The sequence below is a fragment of the Mariniflexile litorale genome (assembly GCF_031128465.2).
Lineage (GTDB): Bacteria > Bacteroidota > Bacteroidia > Flavobacteriales > Flavobacteriaceae > Mariniflexile > Mariniflexile litorale.
Map to the genome: position 1 here is coordinate 3,987,019 of NZ_CP155618.1, position 21,512 is coordinate 4,008,530.

Consider the following 21,512-nt stretch of genomic DNA (forward strand, 5'->3'; position numbering starts at 1 on the left):
GTATGAGAAAATTTATCATTAAGTGTTTTGGTTTTTTTTTAATTGTAATTTTTATTTTATCAATTATACTTGTAGAATATGGAAGTTATATAGATTTCTTCTATAACAAATTTACAACTCCAAAATCAAAATCATTAATTATTGGAGATAGTCGTGGTTTGCAAGGAATACAACCAAGTATTATTAATAAAGAATTAAAAAACTCCAATTTAGAATTACCTATTTTGAATTATAGTTTTACAATAGCCCAAGCACATATTGGAGAATTATATAGGAAAAGCATTCTTAAAAAACTAGACCCAAAATCTAAGAATGGGATATTTATAATATCAATCACTCCTTGGATGTTGGGCTCAAAAAAAGAAAACAATAATTATGCTGGTGAATTTAAAGAAGCAGGTACTCCACCACATAATATGACATTTGTAGATTTAAATCCCAATTTTGAATATTTATTAAAAAACTTAAACTATTTCAATTTTAAAGGTGTTTTTAAAAAGAATTCAATTTTACATAAAGATGGGTGGTTAGAAGCCAATAATTTACCTAAAGATAGTATTACCTTTAATGCGTGGAAACAAACCCAATTAGATATTTTTAATGGTTTTATTAAAGATTATAAGGTTTCTGATTACAGAAAAAAAAGTTTAGATACATTAATTAAAAACCTAAAAGAACATGGAAAAGTAATTCTTGTAAGAAGCCCAATTGATAAAGAAATGTTAGATTTAGAAAATACTTTTTTTCCCGATTTTAATCTTTTTATTGAAGGAATTAGTGAACGTAATAATGCTAAATTTTTGAATTATACTAATAAGTTTTTAAAAATAAAATTTCAAACGTATGATGGTCACCATTTAGATAAATTTGGAGGAGTTGTTTTTTCAAAATCTATTTGTGATTCCATAATTAATCTAAAATATTAAGTTTAAGCTAAAATTAAGCTTTGATACATTATGTTAACCTCAAAAATATAAAAAAAATATTTACATGATTGATTTTGTACCATTACAATATTATTTCGATATTTTTATAAATATAGTTTTTTTTGTAATTGCTTGTGTGTTATTACATACTTATACCTTAACTGGTTTTGAACAACGAATTCGAAATTTAAATAGATTTTTATCTATATTTTTAGTGGTGTTTACAATTATTTATCTAGGTTTAAGACCTGTAAGTGGTAGATACTTTACTGACATGTCAACTTATGCCGCTGTTTTTGAATGGTACAAAGCAGGAAGACCTTTATATACAGAAGGAGATATTGGTTTTGATGTTTTCATGTACTTTATGGCAAAGTTTGGGTCCATACACTTTTTTTTCTTTACCTGTATGTTTTTATATGTAATGCCTTTATATTGGGCTTGCAAAATTTGGTTTCCAAATTTTTATTTATTCGGCTTTCTAATGCTTATTGCTTCTTTTTCTTTTTATACTTATGGTGTTAATGGTATGAGAAATGGTATTGCAACATCTTTATTTATTTTAGGGATTGCTTTAAATAAAAGAAAAGTATTTATGATTTTGATTTTGCTTTTATCATTGTCAATGCATCAAAGTATGAAGTTACCCATACTAGCTTTTATACTAACCTATTTTGTTAACGACACAAAAAAATATTTACTGTTTTGGCTATTCTCCATATTCCTATCTATTGCCATAGGGCCAACTTTAGTGAATTTATTTAGTCAATTAGGCTTAGGTGGTGAAAAGCTAAGTGGTTATTTGGCAACAAAACCTAGCGCAGAAGATTATAGCTCTATAGGCTTTAGATATGATTTTTTATTATATAGCGCTGCACCAGTATTTGCTGGGTATTATTTTGTGATTAAAAGAAACTTTAACGATGTAATCTATAAACGCATTCTACACACCTATTTAATTTGCAACGCGATGTGGATTATGGTTATAACAGCTAGCTTTTCTAATAGATTTGCCTATTTATCTTGGTTTTTAATGGGGATTGTTATTATTTACCCCTATTTAAAAGAAGTTTTTTGGGAAAACCAATTTTACAGAATAGGCATCGTAACATTATTGTATTTCGGTTTTACTTATTTTATGTCTTATATATATTATGGATAATTACATACCTACAAAAAAATTGACAATTATAGTACCTGTTTATAATGTGTCGGCTTATTTAAATACTTGTATAAACAGTATCGCTATACAAGATATTAATAGTAACCAATATGAAATTATAGCTGTTAACGATGGGTCAACTGATGATAGCTTAGCTGTTTTAGAAAACTTACAACTACAATTTTCAAATCTGAAAATCATTACACAAGAAAATCAAGGTTTGAGTGGAGCTCGTAATACGGGTTTAGATAATGCTTTAGGACACTATATATTATTTGTTGATGCAGATGATTATATCTTGCCTAATATGCTTAACAATCTAATTAAAATAGCTAGTACTTATAATACAGATATCTTAGAGTTTGGTGCTGTTGGTATAACACCGGGCAAAAAAATAGTATACTCTATGACGGCATCAACACATAATAATGTTTTAACCGGAGAAGAGTATCTATCTAGTATTAATTATATGGGTTCTGCCTGTAATAAATTATATAGTTTTGATTTTTTAAACAAACACAGTCTGCGCTTTTTAGAAAAGGTCTTCATTGAAGATATTGAGTTTAACTCACGTGCTGTGTTTCTTAGCAAGCGTATTATGGCAATTGACACCATTATAGCACATTTTCTACAGCGTGAAGGGTCTATAACCAGAACAAAGAACTTTGCTAAAAAAGAAAAAATGATTTTTGATATTTTCATAGTATTAAAATCCATCAATGATTTTACAGAAAAAACAGTTACAAAAAACTCAATAGCTTATATACCTTTAAAAAAACGTGTAAATGAATTAGTTGCCACTATGCTTTTACGTGTTATGAAAGAAACTAAAACAACAAGGATAAAAGATGAAATTATCATAAAGTTAAAAAATGAAAATCTTTACCGTAATAAATACAAACCCGATACAAAAACAAAAAAGTGGTTTTTATATTTTGCTTATCAATACAATATATTCTCTTTAAGCTGCAGCTTATTTTCTAATTATAATAAATGGTGTTATGAAAAATGATATAGCTATTATCATACTTGCTCACCACAATCCAGAACAATTATCATTGCTAATAAACCATTTAAAAACTAGTTTTACAGTTTATGTACAAATTGATAAAAAATCTAAAATTAATATTAGTGAGTTACCTAAAGATATAAATGTAAATTACTATAAAGACATTGAAGTATATTGGGGTGATTTTAGTTTGGTTAAAAATATGCATGATGTGCTCCTAAAAGCATATTTAAATAAGCATTCACATTATTTATTTATTAGTGGTGATGACTTACCTATAAAATCCAATCAAAATATTATTAATTTTTTAAACAAAAATAAAAACAGCATATATATGTATGCCAATCCATTACCTATTGCTACATGGGGGTTTAATCAAGGGTTTGATAGATTAGATAGGTATTGGTATATGAAAATAAAATCAAGAAATTTAGTTAAGGCTTTAAATCGAATATTACTATACACCCAGCGTATATTACTAATTAAAAGAAAACGTTTTCCTGTAAACTATTTTGCTGGATCACAATGGATAAATTTAACCAATGAATCTGTTCAAATAATTTTTGAATTTTTAGAAAAGAACCCCCAATATTTAAAAAAATTAAAACATTCAAGAGCTACAGATGAAATATGGGTTCAAACCATTATTATGAATAGTTCACTAAAAAGCCAGGTTGTAAACACCGACTTACGCTACATCGACTGGGAAACAGGTCCCGAATTCCCTAGAGTTTTAAATGAATTAGATGAAGAAAAGCTATTATCTGCTTCGGCACTATTCGCTCGTAAATTTAATTACTCAAAAAACAAAGCATTCATTAAAAGTCTTCTCAAGAATTTGAAATAAATGAAAAATACAATTATTAAAGTAAAGCAATTAAGATTATTGGAGTTAGATGCCCTTAGAGGTTTAGCAGCTATTGTAGTTGTAATAATCATTATATTCATACAGAGATAACCTGAGAAACTTCATACTGTTTAATCTAAAACGCCTTTCAAAATTGAAAGGCGTTTTAGATTTTATTTATATAAATATATTAACTCAATTTAACGTATTATTAGTTGTTATAAAATTTTCAGCTCCATCCGTTAAAATAGTCGCATTTGTAATAATATTATTTTTTAAATTAACATTATTACTATTTTTAATCCAAACATACCCTCCTCTATTCCTAGCTATGAATTTGTTATTGTCAAATATGGAACTTTGAGATTGTGTTGCATTCCAATTGACAGGAGATTTATCAACAGTTATATTATTATCACTAAACATAAAACTACCTGCAGTAATATTAAACGCAGATATTCCAACACCATCTGTACCGTTTATTATGTTACTCTTAAAAGTAAAGTTTGTTGAATTACTAGGTTGAATACCAACATTAAAATCCTTAATAGTATTATTACTGACCGTACCAGACTCTCCGTTAGCAATAATTCCAACTCTAAAGCCTGAAATAGAATTGCCTTTAACTTCATAAAAACCTTCACTATAGCCAGTTGTAATACCTGCACCTTCTCTATTTTTAGCTGATACTAAAGTGTTATTAATAAATTTGGTACGCCATCCATGGTTAGCACCAAAACCTGCATCCGAAAAATTTGATTCAATAACCGTATCTTCACCTGCGTACTCTATAATGCTAGCATTAGAGTTTCCTGTAAACGTACAATTTTTAATTGTTAGTCGTTGTACTCTAGCATAATATACTAAATTATTGGGATCTTCTCCACCAATAAAAGGTTCAATATCAATTCCTGTTCTTGGTAATACGCCCGCAGAACTGTGTATCGTATTTCCATTAGAATCCAATATCTTATCTCCTAAACCTGCATCAGTAATTACACAATTATCTATTGTTGAATCATCTGCATCTGTAACACTTATATTATTTCGTCTGGAACGAGTCATGGTACAATTTTTAACAACAATATTCTTATTATATTTTGAGCCATTAAACCTATACCCATTAGGGTTACCTAATACAAAAGCATCAGCTGTAGAATCGCTCATATTTACATTATCAACAATGACATTTTCAGAACCAGAAATTTGCAAGAGTACTGGCCATTCATGACTACTTCTATTTATAGTACCACTAACAATAACTTTATAATCATGCTCCCAACGATCTCCTATTAAATTACCACCTGTAATGGTAACATTGTCACTCTCATATAAACCTATTAAAATAGAAAATGGCCAATCATTAGGTTGAACTCTAAGAGTAGTTTCATCCGACATAACTAAATTAAAATTCGAATCCAGATGTATAGCATTATTAGCGAGGTCTTTAGGTGTACCATAAAGTCCGACCGCAAAATAAGCATCCATTTTACCAATTGAAAAAGTAGATACACCCATCAATTTAGTTTGGTCAATGGTGTTTTGTAAAATAGTTTTATTTTTTAATGCCACGGCATCAGACACTTTACCTTCAACAATACCCCATCTTTTGGGATTGAAATTAAAAGTAGCATCTTTTAGTTGTGGTTTTGAACCACCTATTACTAAAGTAGAATTTAGTAATTCGCCAGAGATCGTATTTGAACTACCAAAATTAATGGTACCATTAATAATATCTCCACCTTCATAAATTAGAGTAACACCCGCTGGTAAACTAATGGTTTGTCCATCTAAATCCATCACACAGTTAATAATAACAGTGGCATTAGCAACAGCGTCTGCTAATTTAAAATCACAAGGGGTATCTATGGAAGCTATAGGATCAGGATCATCTTCATCTTCTGGCACTATAGGTTCTTCTATAACCTCTATAATAGGTTCGTCTAATAATTCTTCATTGTTGCATGATACTATGGGTAATACTAAAAAAAATAAGAAGTACATAGCTTTAATCATCATTTTCATAAATTCTCGATTTTTGGGGAGAGTGTTAATTATTGGTTTCAATATAAAAAACTATTTTATAATTATCGTTTAAGTGATCGTTTTTTTAGATTAAATACTTTTTTACAAAATAAAAAATCGTTTAAAAGTACATTTATACGATAATCTGTTGTTTACTACCAATATACGTCCAAATCTCAATTATGGATCTTTTTTTTTTTTTAAGTTCCAAATATAAATTTAATAACTTATATATGAACCATCTTGTTGATAATAATTCGTAATTTAATTCCTTATTTCGAACTATTTAGAAACATCTTTAAAAATGACTTAATATAAAAAAACAGTCAGTGTCAATAATTTTTTACTTTATTATACGATAAAGAAATTACACATCGTAGTGTTTAGTTACAAAAAAGGTTCTTCAAAGTTAAAATCAAACATTTCAACTACTTATTTTTAATGGTATAATTAATTAATATAATTTGTGTGCTTTTTAGAATCCTAGAAACTCTCCAATAAAATAATTTAATTTAAGACATGTTATTAAGTATAATAGTACCAGTATATAATGTAGAAAAATATATTGCAAGATGTATAGAGAGCTTAATAAATCAAGATATAGACGGTAAGGATTATGAAATTATATTGGTAAATGATGACTCCACTGATTCTAGTATTTCAATCGCTAAAGAATATGCGCAACAATACCAACAAATTAAAATTATCAATCAAAAAAATACGGGTCCAAGTGGTGCTAGAAATAATGGACTAAAAAACAGTAGGGGAACTTATATATATTATATGGATTCTGATGATTATATTGAAAAAAACGTGCTTAAAAGTCTACTAGAGCCTGTTTTAAAAAACGATTTAGATTTTTTAGGATTTACTTATACAAGAACCTCAGAGTCCAACTTTAATTTGCATATAACATCTAATGATATTTTAAAATATAATAATTTGGAAATTAATGAAGGGTGTTCATTTATTTCTAAAAAGAATTTTAACAACTATATATGGTGGTATATTTTTAAAAAGGATATTGTTATAGAAAATAATATAGAATTTATAGAGGGTATAATGGTGGAAGATGGTATTTATACTACCGAACTATTGCTTAATTGTAAAAAAGTGGCTTATATTCCTTTAAGTATTTATAGATATTTTGAAAACACCAATTCTATAATGCGAAATACTTCAAAAACCCACATCGCACGTTTAAATAATGATTATAAATTGGTAATTAATAAGTTTACATCCCTTATAGATTTGGCAAAAGAAAATGGAGCGAATAAACAAGCTATAAAAAGGCTAACTACCAGGCAACAATCTTATATGTTTTTTCTTTTGGTACGATTGGTTAAAGCAAATACCTCATATAAAGAAATTAAGAGCTTAATAAACGAATTTAGATCAAGTAAGGTTTATCCATTAAAAGACTTTATTGGAATTGATTATAATTCAAAAAAGGAAAAAACATTAACACATATTTTTAACAATAAAGCACTTTTATATTTCCTAATTACATGTAACAATAAATTTAAGTTTATAAAGTAACAGCCTTTAACTCTATAAAAATAACCTGTTTAAGCAAATACCACAACTTAACAACGCCCTTCTTATAGGATATAGCTTCTAAAATATCAAATGGCAAAGACGAATCAATTGCCTATTTTCAATGGAACTCAGGCTCATAAAGTAACGGGAGCGTATGAAAGGAATTTTTTATGATGAATAAATAAAAACTCGAGAGACTACTTGTTTAATAGTTTTTCTAAATAAGCAATTTTGTCTTTTTCAGCTTGCACCAGGCGTTCGTATAGTTCTACAATTTTTTCAAGTGGGTTTATAGTACAAAGGTAATTGTTGTTATTTGAACTATTATCTTGAAATGTATTGTTCATAATATTAAAAACAGCATCTTCTGAAAAATTTTCAATAGCTTCCTTGGTTATTCCCAAAACTTTAGCAACTTGTTCCAATTTAGCATCTTCAATCTTTTCGGACTGCTCAATTTTAGAAACGGCTTGTTGGCTAATACCCAATTCCTCTGCTAAGGTTTCCTGTTTCATGCCCCTAAGCTCTCTAATACGACTTATTTTTCTGCCGATGTGGTTTGGTTTTGTTGCTGTTTCCATAATCCAAATATAAGATTTTTTCTAAAAAGTACCATACTTGTAAAAAACAAATTAAAGGTAGTATTATACAAATGGAATGGGTTGGCATTAGAGCCCAATTAATTTATTAAGTTTCACCTCAAAACTCAAAAGAAGCCCTCTTGCAGCATTTATTTTATAATAATAATCAACTAGTTTTAAACGGACCGGCCATTAATCATGGTAAAAACATCCTCATAAGGCATGTCCATATAGTCACAGAATTCTTTAATGGTAATAGTGCGCTGAGAAGTGATCCCTTGAGCGTCCTTAATGGTACGAACCAATTTACAGGAAAACGTATAACTTTTTCCTAAAATAATGGAAATTTCTTTGGGGTAAATGCATTGTCTATACATAGGACAAGTAGATTTGATGTTATTAAAACACAGTTAGAAGTCATAGATTGGATTTTGCTAAAAATGCTTTAAAAATATTATGAAAAATCATATGCGTAAAATTTTTAACAAAAAAACAACTACAAATACTCCTTAAAACAAACGTTTATCGATACCAAATAGAAAAGCGTCACAACCCAACAACTCAACAGCTAAACAATTAAACATTTAAACAATTACACCACACCCCCCCCCATAGCCCCTTAGCAGCTCCCCCATAGATACTCCGTAGATACTCCGTAGATAATGTGACTCCGTGTTAAATATGCAGAAAGTGGTAAAAAGCGAATAAAATAACCACTAGCGACTATTTATATTGTTTTATACCATATACAGCTAAAAACGAATAAAACTCTCAAAAACAGCGTTTTAAACACACCCCTAAACCACCCTAACATACCTTTGAAATGCTTAACAGAAAACCCGTGAATAAAAAGGAGCTCATTTTTATTTATAGAACCCTGTTTGCACAAAAAATGAATATAAACCGAGTCTAAACAAACAGACTCCTAAAAATTAAAAACATGGCAAAATTAAAAAGCCTTATTAAAATTGAAGGCACATTAGATGGTATGACCTTTTATAAAGGTAAAGAAGGGTATTTAGTACGCACCAAAGGAGGCGTATCAAAAAACAGAATTGAAACCGATCCGGCTTTTATTCGGACACGTGAAAATGGACAAGAATTTTCACAAATTTCTAAAAGTGGTAAATTACTACGCTTGGTACTTACCCCTTTAATTTCAGACGTTAAAGACGATACGCTCATAGCCCGATTGGTTAAGGTGATGGGGCAAGTTAAAAATGCCGACAGTACATCCACGAGAGGCAATCGGCAAGTAGGTATTGGCTTAGAAACGCTGGAAGGAAAAAACATGCTGAAAGGTTTTGATTTCAACGCCAATGCTGGTTTAAATGAGATCCTATTAACAGATTATCTGTTAAATACTGCCACAGGGGAAATCAACATACCCAACTTTATACCCTTACAGCAGCTCAACACGCCCAGTGGCGCCACACATGTAAGCATCTTATCAGCCGTTATTAATATCAATTTTATAACGAATGAAAAGACACTACAAGCAAGCGCTGAAATAAATGTCCCCATTAATAATACTTCGGTAGCTATAAATGCGACGCCTCCAAGTATGCCTAATGGCACAGGACAAACGGTGTTCCTGTTTAAAATAAGTTTTTATCAGGAAATTAATGGACTCCAATACGCATTAAACAATGGATCCTTCAACGTTTTACAAATTATAGAAATAATTTAAATAAAATAAGGGTTTCATAAGTCAATCTGCTAACCGAATCCATTTTCAGTTATCAAAAACGTATGAAACCCTTAATCTATTCCACACCCCCGCCATTATAAGACTTCTTTTTCAAGTCCAAACAATCGGCCCATAACACCTCCACACCCAACAACTAAACAACTCCACACCTCCCCACATTCCATATACTTTCCTATATTTGTTAAAATAATCCAGTATCAAACTTTTTGTTTATATAGAATGAAAAAAAAACTAATTCGTGTAGTCACTGCAGACGTGTCATTTGGTTTAACTCAAGGCCAATTAAAATTTCTTTCTGAAACCTTTGAAGTTATAGCAGTGTCTTCCGCAGGAGAGCGACTGGATCTTGTTTTTAAAACGGAAGGCGTTAGAACCCAAGCCATTGAAATTAGTAGACCTATTTCTATACTAAACGATGTAAAGTCTTTGTATTCATTATATAAATTCTTTAAAAAAGAATCTCCCGATATTGTACATTCCATGACACCCAAAGCGGGTCTTTTAAGTATGGTAGCTGCTTATTTTGCTAAAGTACCTGTACGTATACACACTTTTACAGGGTTGATATTCCCTAGTAAAAATGGTTTTTTAAAAAAGTTATTAATAGCAATGGATAAAACCTTATGCCTATGCGCCACTAAAATAATACCAGAGGGTAATGGGGTAAAAAATGATTTAATAAGCCATAATATAACTTCAAAACCGCTTCACGTTATTGCGAATGGAAATATAAATGGTGTAGACCTCGCATATTACAATTCTAATATTTTTAATGAAAGCTTTAAGTTAAAACTAAGAGAAGACTTAAAAATACATAAAGACGACTATGTTTTTACATTTGCAGGAAGATTAGTTGGAGATAAAGGAATGAATGAACTAGTAGCTGCTTTTAATCTAATTAACAGTAACTTAAAAAAAACAAAGTTATTACTAATAGGTAGTTTTGAAGAAGCCTTAGACCCCTTAGAACCAGAAACCAAAAAACAGATTAAGCTTAATGAAAATATAATAACCACAGGATGGGTGAGCGATGTAAGACCCTATTTTGCTATAGCAAATTGCCTCACCTTCCCCAGTTACCGCGAAGGATTCCCAAACGTGGTATTACAAGCTTGTGCACTTAAACTCCCTTGTATAGTAACCAACATTAATGGGTCTAACGAAATCATTTCCGAACCCGAAAACGGCTTAATCATACCTGTTAAAAATACAGAGGCGCTCTATAAAGCTATGGAAAAAATGTATCATTTAAGTACTGAAGCTCATGCTAAAATGGGAGAAACATCACAAAACATTATCATCTCAAAATTTGAGCAGCAATTTGTTTGGAACGCGCTGTTGGAAGAATATAAAAACCTCTTAAACCTCCATTAGGATAGGTTTTTTAAGCAGCCCCTCACCTACTATGAATGCCCAACTATGTTTTTTTGGGGTACCACTAAATCATACATCGTAAAAACCTTCAATATCAACAGATTTAATTATTTTGAAAGTGCAAAATATAAATATAGTTATATATTTGAGTACTATTTTGACTAGTATGAGATAAAAAGACTATAATACATGAATCCGAATTTAAAAGTAGTAGCACTATCAAAAACTGATTTGGTAGAGGCGATTCACAACAATACCTATTGGCAAGATGAAAGAATACTAATGCCAAAAAGTAAAGCCTTATGGTTAATAAAAAACAATACAATTGAGGATGATGCATATGTTGCTATTATTTGCCTAGAAAACAATGTTATTATTTCCTACCTACTTACCATACCTGATACTATACACGTAGTAAATGCTGGTTTAAAAAAAATGTATTGGATGCATGAGTGGTGGGTAGATCATAAATTCCAAGGCAGTATTGTGCCCTCCTACCTCTTTAATCAAGCTGCTAAAAAATTAAGTAAAAACATTTTAATAGAATCCAATGCAGAAAATTCAGATTCTTTTTTTAACAGTCAGTTTAATACCATACATACCAAAACAAGGCATACCATATTCTTTTTATTAGAAAGTACCGTATTAATAAATAGATTTCCTTTTTTAAAATATTTTAAATTTTTGATAACTATTGCAAATAGCACTTTTGTAAGAGTGTTGAATAGTAGAAACTATAAAAAAACACAAAAATCCTTAGTAGCTGTTCAGTATGAATATTTAAATGAATTGGATCCGGAGGCTTGGAATTTTATAGAACCTAGGTGTAAAAATGATTTTACATATAAGACTCAAGAAAACATAAATTGGTATATTGATAATTCCCAATACACACAAACGCCCATTAACAAACGATTTAAGTCTGTATTCTCTACTACAGGGTTTAGTAATAATATTCACAACCATTCATTTAAGATAATTAAAAATGGAGAAATTATAGGATTCATATCTTATTTATTTAATATGATTGAATTTAATGTAAAATATTTTTTACCAAAAGACGATGCGCATTATGAAATATGCATGGATGCCCTCATGGAGCATTGCTTAAAAGCGAAAGCAACCTATATCATAACTGATGACACCAAGTTAAGCAACGAAATAAATAAAAAATACACAGCATTATTTACTTATAAAAAAGAGAAAAAGTCCAGAGTCCATAAAGGAGCGGATGTCGCTTTTAATGAGATTATTTTAACGGACAGAGACGGTAGGTTTCATTAATTTTAATTAGGGATGAATATAATACAAAACATTTTAAACACTCTCCAAACACACCATACAAAGAATGCTTTTTGTATTAATGATGAATACTTTACATACGAAACGTTTTCAAATAGTATTTCTAAAATACAAAGTGCTTTACAAAAAAACACAGCTTCAAATAACAAACATATTGGCTTAATTACAAACAACGATTTAGAAACATATGCGGCCATTATAGCCATTTGGTTAGAAGGCAAAGCCTATATTCCTTTAAACCCTGATACTCCAAAAAGTAGAAATCTAGAAGTCATTAAGCAAGCTCATGTTCAAACCATAATCGATTCTTCAACGTCTTCACAATATATTGAATATGACATTATAAATCCGAATAAGATTGTAGATACAACAGCAAAACCTATTTTAAATAATTATAATGAAGCAAATTTAGCCTATATATTTTTTACATCAGGTACTACAGGCACCCCTAAAGGCGTGCAAATAACTCAAAACAATCTCAATTATTTTATTGATGCCTTTCAAGATTTAAAGTACCCCATCACGCATACTGACAAATGCCTGCAAATGTTTGATCTCACTTTCGATCTTTCGGTAGTGTCGTTTATGGCGCCGCTAATAAGTGGTGCTTGCATCTATACAACATCCAACTCGAATATAAAATACCTAGAAGTTTTAAGACTCATTTCAAATTATGATTTGACCTTCACCTTAATGGTACCTTCCATACTCCATTCTTTACGCCCTTTTTTCAAAAAAATAAATAACACCAGCATCAGGATAAGCATGTTTTGCGGTGAAGCCTTACACGAGGATATTACTAAAGCTTGGAGCAGCTGCGTTCCAAATGCTCTAATTGCTAACGTTTACGGCCCTACTGAATGCACCATCTATTGTACAAATTATGTATACCATACAAATAGTAAATCTCATAATGGCATCTTATCGGTAGGCAAAGAAATGCTTCATACCAAGACTATAATAGTCGACGAAAATAACATCCCCATACATACCAATGAACCTGGTGAACTATGCCTTAGTGGTCCACAATTAACCATCGGGTATTTAAACAACGAAGCCATAAATAATAAAGCCTTTTTTTATTTAAAAGAAAATAATAAACAAACACGCTTTTATAAAACCGGCGATCTATGTAAAAAAGATGCAGAAGGCGATATTTTATACTTAGGAAGAATCGATTTTCAAGCTAAAATACAAGGATTTAGAGTTGAACTCTCTGAAATTGAGTATCATATAAAAAAAACAATCGTTGATGTTAATCTAGTGGCCGTTGTTTTTAAAAACAAGATTAATAATTCGGAAATAGCATTAGCAATAGAAAGTTCTGAATTTGATACAAAACAGGATATAGAATCCTTAAAAACCAAGTTACCGAGTTACATGATTCCTACAAAAACAATGTTTTTTAAAACATGGCCTCTAAATGCAAACGGAAAAACGAATAGAAAGGAAATTATAAAATTAGTCGAAGAAAAATATGGATAGTACTATACTAGATAAAATTAAAGTTATTTTCTCCAATGTATTGGAACATAGCGACTTTAACCTTACAGAATCTACAACTACAAAAGATGTGAATGGTTGGGAGTCATCTACACACATGATGATTATTACCGAGGTAGAAACAGAATTTGATATAGAATTCGAATTGGATGAGTTATGGAGCATGAAAAATGTTGGTGATTTAGTACGAATTATAGCCTTAAAAACACAGTAGGCCTTATGGGAGACATAAAAATAAAGCACCTTTCTAAAAAAGTTTTGCGTGATTATCTAGATAACAACCAAAATTGGAATAACAAAACGACGGCGTTTCCCAAATGTAAAATATCATGGTTACTTAGCAATGATCGAATGAGTGAAGATGATTTTTGCGGTGTTATTGCGGAAGAAGATCAGGAAATCATAGGCCTTATTTACATGATACCAGACTTAATTAGAACTCCAAATGATGGTGAAAAAAAACTATATTGGATGATGTATTGGTGGGTGTCTGAAAAATACAATGGCAATGTGTTATCTACCTATATCTACAGTGAAGCTTTAAGGATTGTAAAAAATCAAGTGATTGTAAAATCGTATGCAGAAGAGGCTACCAGTTTTTACAAAAAAATGCCTTTTAAAACCATAGGCTCTAGAGTTAGATTTACTATTTTTTTTAGTTTAGATCCTAGCATATTACTAGCTAAATTTAAATTCCTTAAACCTTTTAAATTCGTATTAATCGGTTTTGATTATCTCATTACAAAAGCACTATACTTATACAATACTTCAAAAATAAAACAGAGCACCAAAAATGTAAAGTATGAATATTTAAACTCATTAGACAATCAAGCTTGGGAATTTATAGAGCCATTATGCAAAAACGATTTGGTATACAAAACAAAAGAATATGTAAGTTGGCAAATAAATAAACTGCAATACCTACAAACACCTATAAGCAATAAAAACAGCTATACATCTTTAGAAACAGGACTTTCAAGCAACATTGCCATACATAACCTAAAGGTTTTAAAAGAAAATGAAATAATTGGTTTTATATCTTTTATTGTTAACTATAATGAATTAAATGTTAAATATTTTTTAGTAAAAGAAGCGACAAACTATAAGCTGTGTGTAGATGTTTTAATGGAGCATTTTATAACTCTCAAAAAAAAATATATTTTTACCGACGACGTTAAATTAGCCACTACAATAAAACAAAAATTTGCTACTATTTTTACACATACAGCAAACAAAAAAGCCCTGGCTCACAAGGATGTAAATTTAAGTTTTGAAATGCAAGACCTAACAGATAGAGATGGTCATTTTTACTAGTTAATTATCTAAGATATGGAGTTTATTAAAAGCATTTCAGATGCAATTCAGCAAAATCAAGATAAAAATGCCTTCTGCATAAATAAAACATTTTATACTTATAAAGAATTTATTATATGCATTTCAAAAATAAGAGGGCACATAAGAAACAACGTTAAGGAAACCGAAAAACTAATAGGTTTAGTAACCCATGACGATCTAGAAACTTATGCCAGCATTATAGCGCTTTGGTTAGAAGGTAAAGCCTATGTACCTGTAAACCCCGACGTGCCTATAGATAGAAATATTCAAATATTAACCCTTACTGAAATCAATTATGTGATAGATTCTTTAGAAACTTCGGCGTTCTCAAACAATTATCACATCATAAAATCAACACCAGCAAACGGGTCTCAAGTTATAGATTTAGAGCCTGTAAAAACATCAGGAGATGGTATCGCCTACATTTTATTTACGTCTGGCTCTACGGGGCTTCCTAAAGGGGTACCTATTACATTTGATAATGTAAATGCCTTAGTAAAAGCTGTAGATGCAGAACCTGAGTTTCAATTAACAACACAAGACCGTTGTTTACAAATGTTTGAATTAACCTTTGATTTTTCAGTGGTAACCTACTTATTCCCTATATTAGCAGGAGCTTGCATCTTTACCATCCCAAAAGCAGCCATCAAATATTTTTATATTTTCAAACTTATTAAAGAACAAAAGCTCACGGTATTAACAATGGTACCTTCCATAATAAACTACCTACGCCCCTATTTTAAAGAAATTAATGAGCCACATGTAAGGTATTGTAGTTTTGGTGGTGGCGCTCTCTATAGCGATATAGCAGTAGAATGGAGCAATTGCTTACCGAATTGTAAAATATTCAATTATTACGGGCCTACTGAATTTACAGTATATAGTGGGTTTTATCCTTATAATAAAGAAACCCACACAAAAGCACATAATGGTATCGTGGCCATAGGAACGCCGCAGTTAGATACTCTATACCTGGTGGTGGATGAAAATAATAATGAAACGAAAGTAAATGAAATAGGGGAATTGTGTTTAGCAGGTCCGCAAATAACAAAGGGATACTGGAAAGATGAAGAGCGAAATAAAGAACGCTTTTTTTTTAGAAATGAAAAGGGTACATCTATTCGATATTACAAAACGGGCGACCTGTGTTTCAAAGACGCCGTTGGAGATTACCTATATGTAGGTAGGGCTGATTTTCAGGTTAAAATAAGAGGCTATAGAGTAGAACTATCAGAAATTGAATTTCATGCCAAAACCATATCGACTAAAAAGGTTAATATGGTGGCGATAGATCTTGAAAATAACTTAGGTAACGCTGAATTAGGCTTAGCTATAGAATCTGAACCTTTTGAAACCGATGCTATTTTTGATTACTTAAAAACGAAACTACCTAGTTATATGATTCCTATGCACCAACTATTTCTAAAAGAGTTTCCGCATAGCATAAATGGAAAAATAGATAGAAAAGAACTACGACAACAATTTAATTTTAAATAATCATGAATAAAGAAGACATTTTAATAAAAATAAGAAAAGCTTTTAGTTCTGTTTTAGAACATGAAAACTTTCAACTAACCGATCAAACAACAGCTGAGGATGTAGATGGTTGGGAATCTGTAACCCACATGATGATTATTAATGAGATTGAAACTAAATTTGAAATAAAATTTGAACTTATGGATTTAATGAGTTTAGAAAATATAGGAGACTTAATAAAGGCAATACAATCAAAAACAGACAACAAATAGTCTCACCAGGCTATCACATATAATTATGAATTACAAAAACACATTAAAACCCGTATTAGATTTTATATTAGCATTCACCATATTAACACTGCTAGCTCCCATACTTATTGCAACCACTATATTACTATACTTTTTAAATGATGGTAAACCTTTTTTTTATCAAAGACGTCCTGGTAAAAATGAAAAGATTTTTAACATCATCAAGTTTAAAACCATGAATGATAAAACGGATGCCCATGGTAAACTATTACCCGATACGGAGCGTTTAACAAAAATAGGCCAGCTAGTAAGAAAAACATCCATAGATGAAGTACCCCAACTTCTAAATGTTTTAAAAGGAGACATGTCTATAGTAGGCCCGCGCCCCTTATTAGTGCAATATTTACCTTACTACACACCCATCGAAAAGAAAAGACATACAATGCGACCTGGTATTACCGGATTAGCCCAAGTGAATGGTAGAAATTTTATAGATTGGGATACAAAACTTAAATACGATGTAGAATATGTTGAAAACGCTTCTTTAAAATTAGATCTAAACATCCTACTAAAAACCATCTACAAAGTAGTGGCTTCCAAAGACGTTTCTGTAGACACCACTAAAGTAGAAACCTACCTGGATGTACTAAGGTCAAATAAAAAAAGCTAGGATTACAAATTAAATGATACGCTTTATTTGTTAAACGCATATTTTCTGTAAGATGGAAAAAAACTAATTCTACTTTCTTTCTTGGCTTCTACAGATATGCCCTCTTCCGTAACAACATTACTATTAAGCAAACCTTCTAATATCTTGTACATTTTTTTATTAATAATCTTCCTGCCCGTATAAAAAATTAAATCTTTATCATCGGGAAAGAACGATTTTTTATATTGGTAAAGACTATCCCCGTCGCTTCTACCACCTCCTAGCAAATAGTATTCATAATGATGGGCTCTAGCCCATTTTAAAACTTCTATTTTTAAGAAATCATTAGGTCGCATGTTGAAGTATTCTGATAATGTACCACCTAGAAACGAATAAAGCGTTTTTCCTGAAATCAATATCAACTCCGTTGAGATGGCTACACCATCTTTAAAAACAATGGCAATCATAAAATTATTACCACTTAACTTTATAATATTTTCAAAATATGCCATAGAATAATGGTACTCTTGATCCGCACCTATACGAGACATCGTTTGGTTGTAAATATCATAAAATTGCTTAATATCAGAACGAGATAAGTCCTGATATAGAAATTGTATCTTCAAATTTTCTTTGGCACTCTTTCGGTAATTATTTCTAACTTTTTGTTTAAAATTCTGCCACTGAATATCCGCTTCTTTAATCGCGCCATTCACGTTAGTTAACGTGGGTACTAACTTCCCAGAATAAAAATGAAAATTATGATTCAGACTAAAACGTATAAATTCAGAGACCACATCATGCTCTTTATACCAAGCATCCACAAGTTCCCAGAATTTAATAAGATAGCCGCGAGACATGTTTTCATTAAAAAGGGGACCACTATACCCATAGGGTGAAATCACATCATAATAGGTTTGATTATTTTTTGAGAAAGGAATTTTTCTAAAGATAATAGGCATTAATATTAAAACCTTACCAGTAGCGTCAACTAGTGTGAAATATTTTAAGAGATCACTACTCCCCTCTGAAACATTGGAGAACCAAATTTTATAAAAAGGATTGATAACATCAAAAGACTCTACATACTTAAGATATAAATTTAAATCCTCGTCATTTACTATTCTATGTACTTTTAACTCCATGTATTTAAATTAGTTGCTTAATTAATCCCTCTATTTCAACTAAATCTTTAATAATATAATGCGGTGCTTCAAAAGTGTCCTTTTTAGAAAACGATTGTTTATGGATATTTTTACCATTATCTAAAAGGCATACAGTATGCCAACCCAACTTATTCGGAGCAATAAAATCCTTACGGGTATTATCACCCACATATATATACTGTTTAGAAGTACCGTAGGCATCTACAAAATACTTAAAATTATTAATATGGGGTTTTTCAGAACCAAATTCTTCAGATATAATAACGGCATCAAAATAAGAAGAAAGCCCCAATGCGCTAATCTTGTTTCGTTGCTGTATACTACGCCCGTCGGTTATTAATCCCATTTTAAATACGTCTCTTTTTAAATTTTCTAACAATTTTTGGATGCTATTCGATAATGAAATATCTGGTTTGTGCTGCCTATAAATATTCAGCAAACCTTTAATTTCTACATCTTTAATACGATGCATTTCAAGAATCCCTTCAAAAACATTTAAACCCTTATCATACAAACAAACCATATCTGAATAAATGAGAGGATATAAGCTGTTGCATGTACTGGCTAAGTATTGCGCTATTTCTTTATAAGCCGATTTTAAAAAATCGATCTCATGATACAAAGTGTCATCTAAATCGAATACAACTACTAAATTATTCTTTATAATCATGAACTAATACTTCGTTATCATACCTAAGCATTAACAAATTGTCTTCCCAAGCATCATAGAAAGCAATGTCTTTATTAAAAAGATATTCCTCTATAATCCATTTGGGGTAATTGGCACCTGCGGCATATGCCAAAGGGAACCCGCCTCCAAATCGCGCATTAATTTCAATACCATATATTTTATCTTTACTCAAATGTTTAAAAAATTGAGCGGTAAGGCAACCTATGGCGCCGTCAATATAACTTAAATGCTCTTTGATATAATCTACCAAAACATTTCTTTTAGTAATACCTTTATTTACTTCGCCATCCCGTACCTCAATACGTTGTCTTGGCACCACCGATTTTAAATAATGATTTTTATCATAATACAAATCACAAGTAAACTCTTCGTACTTAGAATGATCTAAATATTCTAAAAACATCAAGTTTTCATTTTTAAAATGATATTCTGTTAAATCTTCATGACTATTAATAATAAAAGTATCCACACTTCTACTCCCATTAAAAGGTTTTATAAATAAGGGTAATTTATAATCGTATTTAGAATACTCTTTGGCTACTTTAATATTATTTTCAATAAAAAAGGAACTCATTTGGCGTTTGTCTCTACAAATATTTATAAAATCATGAGACGCTACTATGGGAGTGATACCGTTTTTTATTAAAAGCTGTTTATTTTGTGCTAGCAAAAGTAATTCAGTATCAATAGTAGGAATAATGAGTTTGATGTTATTCTGAAGGCATACATTTATAAGCAAATTTAAATAATCAGAATCTGTAACCAAAGGAAGCTGAAAAGCACCATCGGACACACGGCATGCAGATGATAAACTAATATTAAAATCGGTAGTCATAACCTTCCCCTCGGGTATGAGTGTTTTTAGTTCTTTTTGAAAAGCTTTTACTAGAGAAACACGTCTTCCTGCTGATGTAATTAATATATTCATTACTATGTTGTTTTTAGAAACCTGAGACAAACATACGCAAAGAAATTAAATGTAAAAAAATCATACGGCCATTTAAAGTTGTTCATGCTTAATTATATAGTTTGAAATTAATTTTGATATGATATTCCGGGCATTATTATTCCAGTGCTTATCATAAATTAATGTAGTAGGTGTTTTAGATTTTTTAAATGCCTCGCCAAAATCAATAAATTTAAACTTATGGATATCTAAATAGTTTAGAAATGTCGGAGGGGTAATAGATGCGTCTAAAAGCAAAACAAATCTGTTTTTGTCATAGCCATAGTTTGTAACTAAACTTTCAAAATTTGCTATATATTCAGTTTCTAATTCATTATAGCGTTTTTTTTCTTTATCTGGGTGAATCAATGAAACACTCTGTTGTTCTTCAGAAAATAGGTTTTGGGCAAACGCTCTAGGAACATCAAAAAAACCTATATGTTGTAAATAAACTACTAATTTTATTTGTCTTAGCGCTTTATAAGCTGGAGATTCAAAAATCATCCGGTCTTGCACTACGTGATATTCTCCACGAGTTAAATCATTTTCAAATTTAATACCTAAAAAAACATAATCAATGAAATCAAACTGCGCTTTGTATTGCTTTATTAAATGCAGCTGATCAGCCAAATCATAGCCAGCATAGCCATACTCATACACTTCGATGCCTTTTAATTGGTTTTCAATTTTAGCACCTATAGAATTATAATAATTTTGATGAAAACCTTCTATAAACGAATCCCCCACCAAAGCGAGTTCAACCTTATCTTGGGTAGGATTAAATTCACGATATGAATTATAGCCCGAGGTATTAATGTGATACTCCGAAAAATTTTGACGCCTGTTACCTGTTACTGAGAAACCGCTTTGGTTGGGCATCCACTTTTCTACACCGTAAGTATCTACATAACGAACCGGGTAATCTTTAGTAAGGTGAAAAACACGCACTAAAACCTCCAAACTTATTACAAGAAGTACGCTATATAGTAAGATCTTTAAAACTAATTTCTTCATCTGCT

At 30.6% G+C, this 21,512-nt stretch carries 21 protein-coding genes; 14 read left to right on the forward strand and 7 right to left on the reverse strand.

What is annotated here, in order from left to right:
* The first annotated feature begins 2 nt into the window (after positions 1 to 2).
* The 4 genes from QLS71_RS16845 to QLS71_RS16860 all read left to right on the forward strand — a co-directional run bounded on the left by QLS71_RS16845 (position 3) and on the right by QLS71_RS16860 (position 3,944).
* Positions 3 to 926: a hypothetical protein gene (locus QLS71_RS16845; RefSeq protein WP_308991950.1), complete on the forward strand. Its 924-nt coding sequence runs from the start codon at positions 3 to 5 to the stop codon at positions 924 to 926.
* Positions 927 to 990: 64 nt separating this feature from the next.
* On the forward strand, positions 991 to 2,088 hold the full coding sequence (locus QLS71_RS16850) for an EpsG family protein (protein ID WP_308991951.1): 1,098 nt from the start codon (positions 991 to 993) through the stop codon (positions 2,086 to 2,088).
* 19 nt (positions 2,089 to 2,107) lie between these two features.
* Positions 2,108 to 3,100, forward strand: coding sequence for a glycosyltransferase (locus tag QLS71_RS16855; RefSeq protein WP_308991952.1), 993 nt, complete (start codon positions 2,108 to 2,110; stop codon positions 3,098 to 3,100).
* Positions 3,090 to 3,944, forward strand: coding sequence for a beta-1,6-N-acetylglucosaminyltransferase (locus QLS71_RS16860; RefSeq protein WP_308991953.1), 855 nt, complete (start codon positions 3,090 to 3,092; stop codon positions 3,942 to 3,944). The genes QLS71_RS16855 and QLS71_RS16860 overlap by 11 nt, the downstream gene beginning before the upstream one ends.
* A gap of 195 nt (positions 3,945 to 4,139) precedes the next feature.
* On the opposite strand, the gene QLS71_RS16865 is transcribed toward QLS71_RS16860, so the two are convergent.
* The gene (locus QLS71_RS16865; RefSeq protein WP_308991954.1) at positions 4,140 to 5,948 is read right to left on the reverse strand and encodes a right-handed parallel beta-helix repeat-containing protein; all 1,809 of its coding nucleotides are present in this window, start codon (positions 5,946 to 5,948) and stop codon (positions 4,140 to 4,142) included.
* Positions 5,949 to 6,488: 540 nt separating this feature from the next.
* Here QLS71_RS16865 and QLS71_RS16870 point away from each other — a divergent pair.
* Positions 6,489 to 7,508 (forward strand): glycosyltransferase, encoded by a 1,020-nt coding sequence (locus tag QLS71_RS16870; protein ID WP_308991955.1) that lies wholly within the window; start codon positions 6,489 to 6,491, stop codon positions 7,506 to 7,508.
* A gap of 197 nt (positions 7,509 to 7,705) precedes the next feature.
* On the opposite strand, the gene QLS71_RS16875 is transcribed toward QLS71_RS16870, so the two are convergent.
* On the reverse strand, positions 7,706 to 8,089 hold the full coding sequence (locus QLS71_RS16875; protein WP_308991956.1) for a helix-turn-helix transcriptional regulator: 384 nt from the start codon (positions 8,087 to 8,089) through the stop codon (positions 7,706 to 7,708).
* A gap of 176 nt (positions 8,090 to 8,265) precedes the next feature.
* Positions 8,266 to 8,466: a hypothetical protein gene (locus QLS71_RS16880; protein WP_308991957.1), complete on the reverse strand. Its 201-nt coding sequence runs from the start codon at positions 8,464 to 8,466 to the stop codon at positions 8,266 to 8,268.
* Positions 8,467 to 9,029: 563 nt separating this feature from the next.
* Here QLS71_RS16880 and QLS71_RS16885 point away from each other — a divergent pair.
* The 9 genes from QLS71_RS16885 to QLS71_RS16925 all read left to right on the forward strand — a co-directional run bounded on the left by QLS71_RS16885 (position 9,030) and on the right by QLS71_RS16925 (position 17,711).
* Positions 9,030 to 9,779: a hypothetical protein gene (locus QLS71_RS16885; RefSeq protein WP_308991958.1), complete on the forward strand. Its 750-nt coding sequence runs from the start codon at positions 9,030 to 9,032 to the stop codon at positions 9,777 to 9,779.
* A gap of 240 nt (positions 9,780 to 10,019) precedes the next feature.
* Positions 10,020 to 11,174 (forward strand): glycosyltransferase family 4 protein, encoded by a 1,155-nt coding sequence (locus QLS71_RS16890; RefSeq protein WP_308991959.1) that lies wholly within the window; start codon positions 10,020 to 10,022, stop codon positions 11,172 to 11,174.
* A gap of 189 nt (positions 11,175 to 11,363) precedes the next feature.
* Positions 11,364 to 12,458 carry a hypothetical protein gene (locus QLS71_RS16895; protein WP_308991960.1) on the forward strand — a complete coding sequence of 365 codons (1,095 nt, stop codon included), beginning with the start codon at positions 11,364 to 11,366 and terminating at the stop codon, positions 12,456 to 12,458.
* Between the two features lie 12 nt (positions 12,459 to 12,470).
* Positions 12,471 to 13,961, forward strand: coding sequence for an AMP-binding protein (locus QLS71_RS16900; RefSeq protein ID WP_308991961.1), 1,491 nt, complete (start codon positions 12,471 to 12,473; stop codon positions 13,959 to 13,961).
* Positions 13,954 to 14,193, forward strand: coding sequence for an acyl carrier protein (locus QLS71_RS16905; RefSeq protein ID WP_308991962.1), 240 nt, complete (start codon positions 13,954 to 13,956; stop codon positions 14,191 to 14,193). The genes QLS71_RS16900 and QLS71_RS16905 overlap by 8 nt, the downstream gene beginning before the upstream one ends.
* Before the next feature lie 5 nt (positions 14,194 to 14,198).
* The gene (locus tag QLS71_RS16910) at positions 14,199 to 15,293 is read left to right on the forward strand and encodes a GNAT family N-acetyltransferase (RefSeq protein WP_308991963.1); all 1,095 of its coding nucleotides are present in this window, start codon (positions 14,199 to 14,201) and stop codon (positions 15,291 to 15,293) included.
* Positions 15,294 to 15,308: 15 nt separating this feature from the next.
* Positions 15,309 to 16,811, forward strand: coding sequence for an AMP-binding protein (locus tag QLS71_RS16915; protein ID WP_308991964.1), 1,503 nt, complete (start codon positions 15,309 to 15,311; stop codon positions 16,809 to 16,811).
* A gap of 2 nt (positions 16,812 to 16,813) precedes the next feature.
* A complete protein-coding gene (locus QLS71_RS16920; protein ID WP_308991965.1) occupies positions 16,814 to 17,062 on the forward strand; it encodes an acyl carrier protein in 249 nt (82 codons plus the stop codon).
* Between the two features lie 25 nt (positions 17,063 to 17,087).
* On the forward strand, positions 17,088 to 17,711 hold the full coding sequence (locus QLS71_RS16925; protein ID WP_308991966.1) for a sugar transferase: 624 nt from the start codon (positions 17,088 to 17,090) through the stop codon (positions 17,709 to 17,711).
* A gap of 23 nt (positions 17,712 to 17,734) precedes the next feature.
* Here the strand turns inward: QLS71_RS16925 and QLS71_RS16930 are convergent, their stop codons facing one another.
* The 4 genes from QLS71_RS16930 to QLS71_RS16945 form a co-directional block, all read right to left on the reverse strand.
* The gene (locus tag QLS71_RS16930) at positions 17,735 to 18,835 is read right to left on the reverse strand and encodes a GNAT family N-acetyltransferase (protein WP_308991967.1); all 1,101 of its coding nucleotides are present in this window, start codon (positions 18,833 to 18,835) and stop codon (positions 17,735 to 17,737) included.
* Between the two features lie 4 nt (positions 18,836 to 18,839).
* Positions 18,840 to 19,526 carry an HAD family hydrolase gene (locus tag QLS71_RS16935; RefSeq protein ID WP_308991968.1) on the reverse strand — a complete coding sequence of 229 codons (687 nt, stop codon included), beginning with the start codon at positions 19,524 to 19,526 and terminating at the stop codon, positions 18,840 to 18,842.
* On the reverse strand, positions 19,510 to 20,475 hold the full coding sequence (locus QLS71_RS16940; protein ID WP_308991969.1) for an ATP-grasp domain-containing protein: 966 nt from the start codon (positions 20,473 to 20,475) through the stop codon (positions 19,510 to 19,512). The genes QLS71_RS16935 and QLS71_RS16940 overlap by 17 nt, the downstream gene beginning before the upstream one ends.
* A 72-nt stretch (positions 20,476 to 20,547) precedes the next feature.
* Positions 20,548 to 21,507: a hypothetical protein gene (locus QLS71_RS16945; RefSeq protein ID WP_308991970.1), complete on the reverse strand. Its 960-nt coding sequence runs from the start codon at positions 21,505 to 21,507 to the stop codon at positions 20,548 to 20,550.
* Between the last annotated feature and the right edge of the window lie 5 nt (positions 21,508 to 21,512).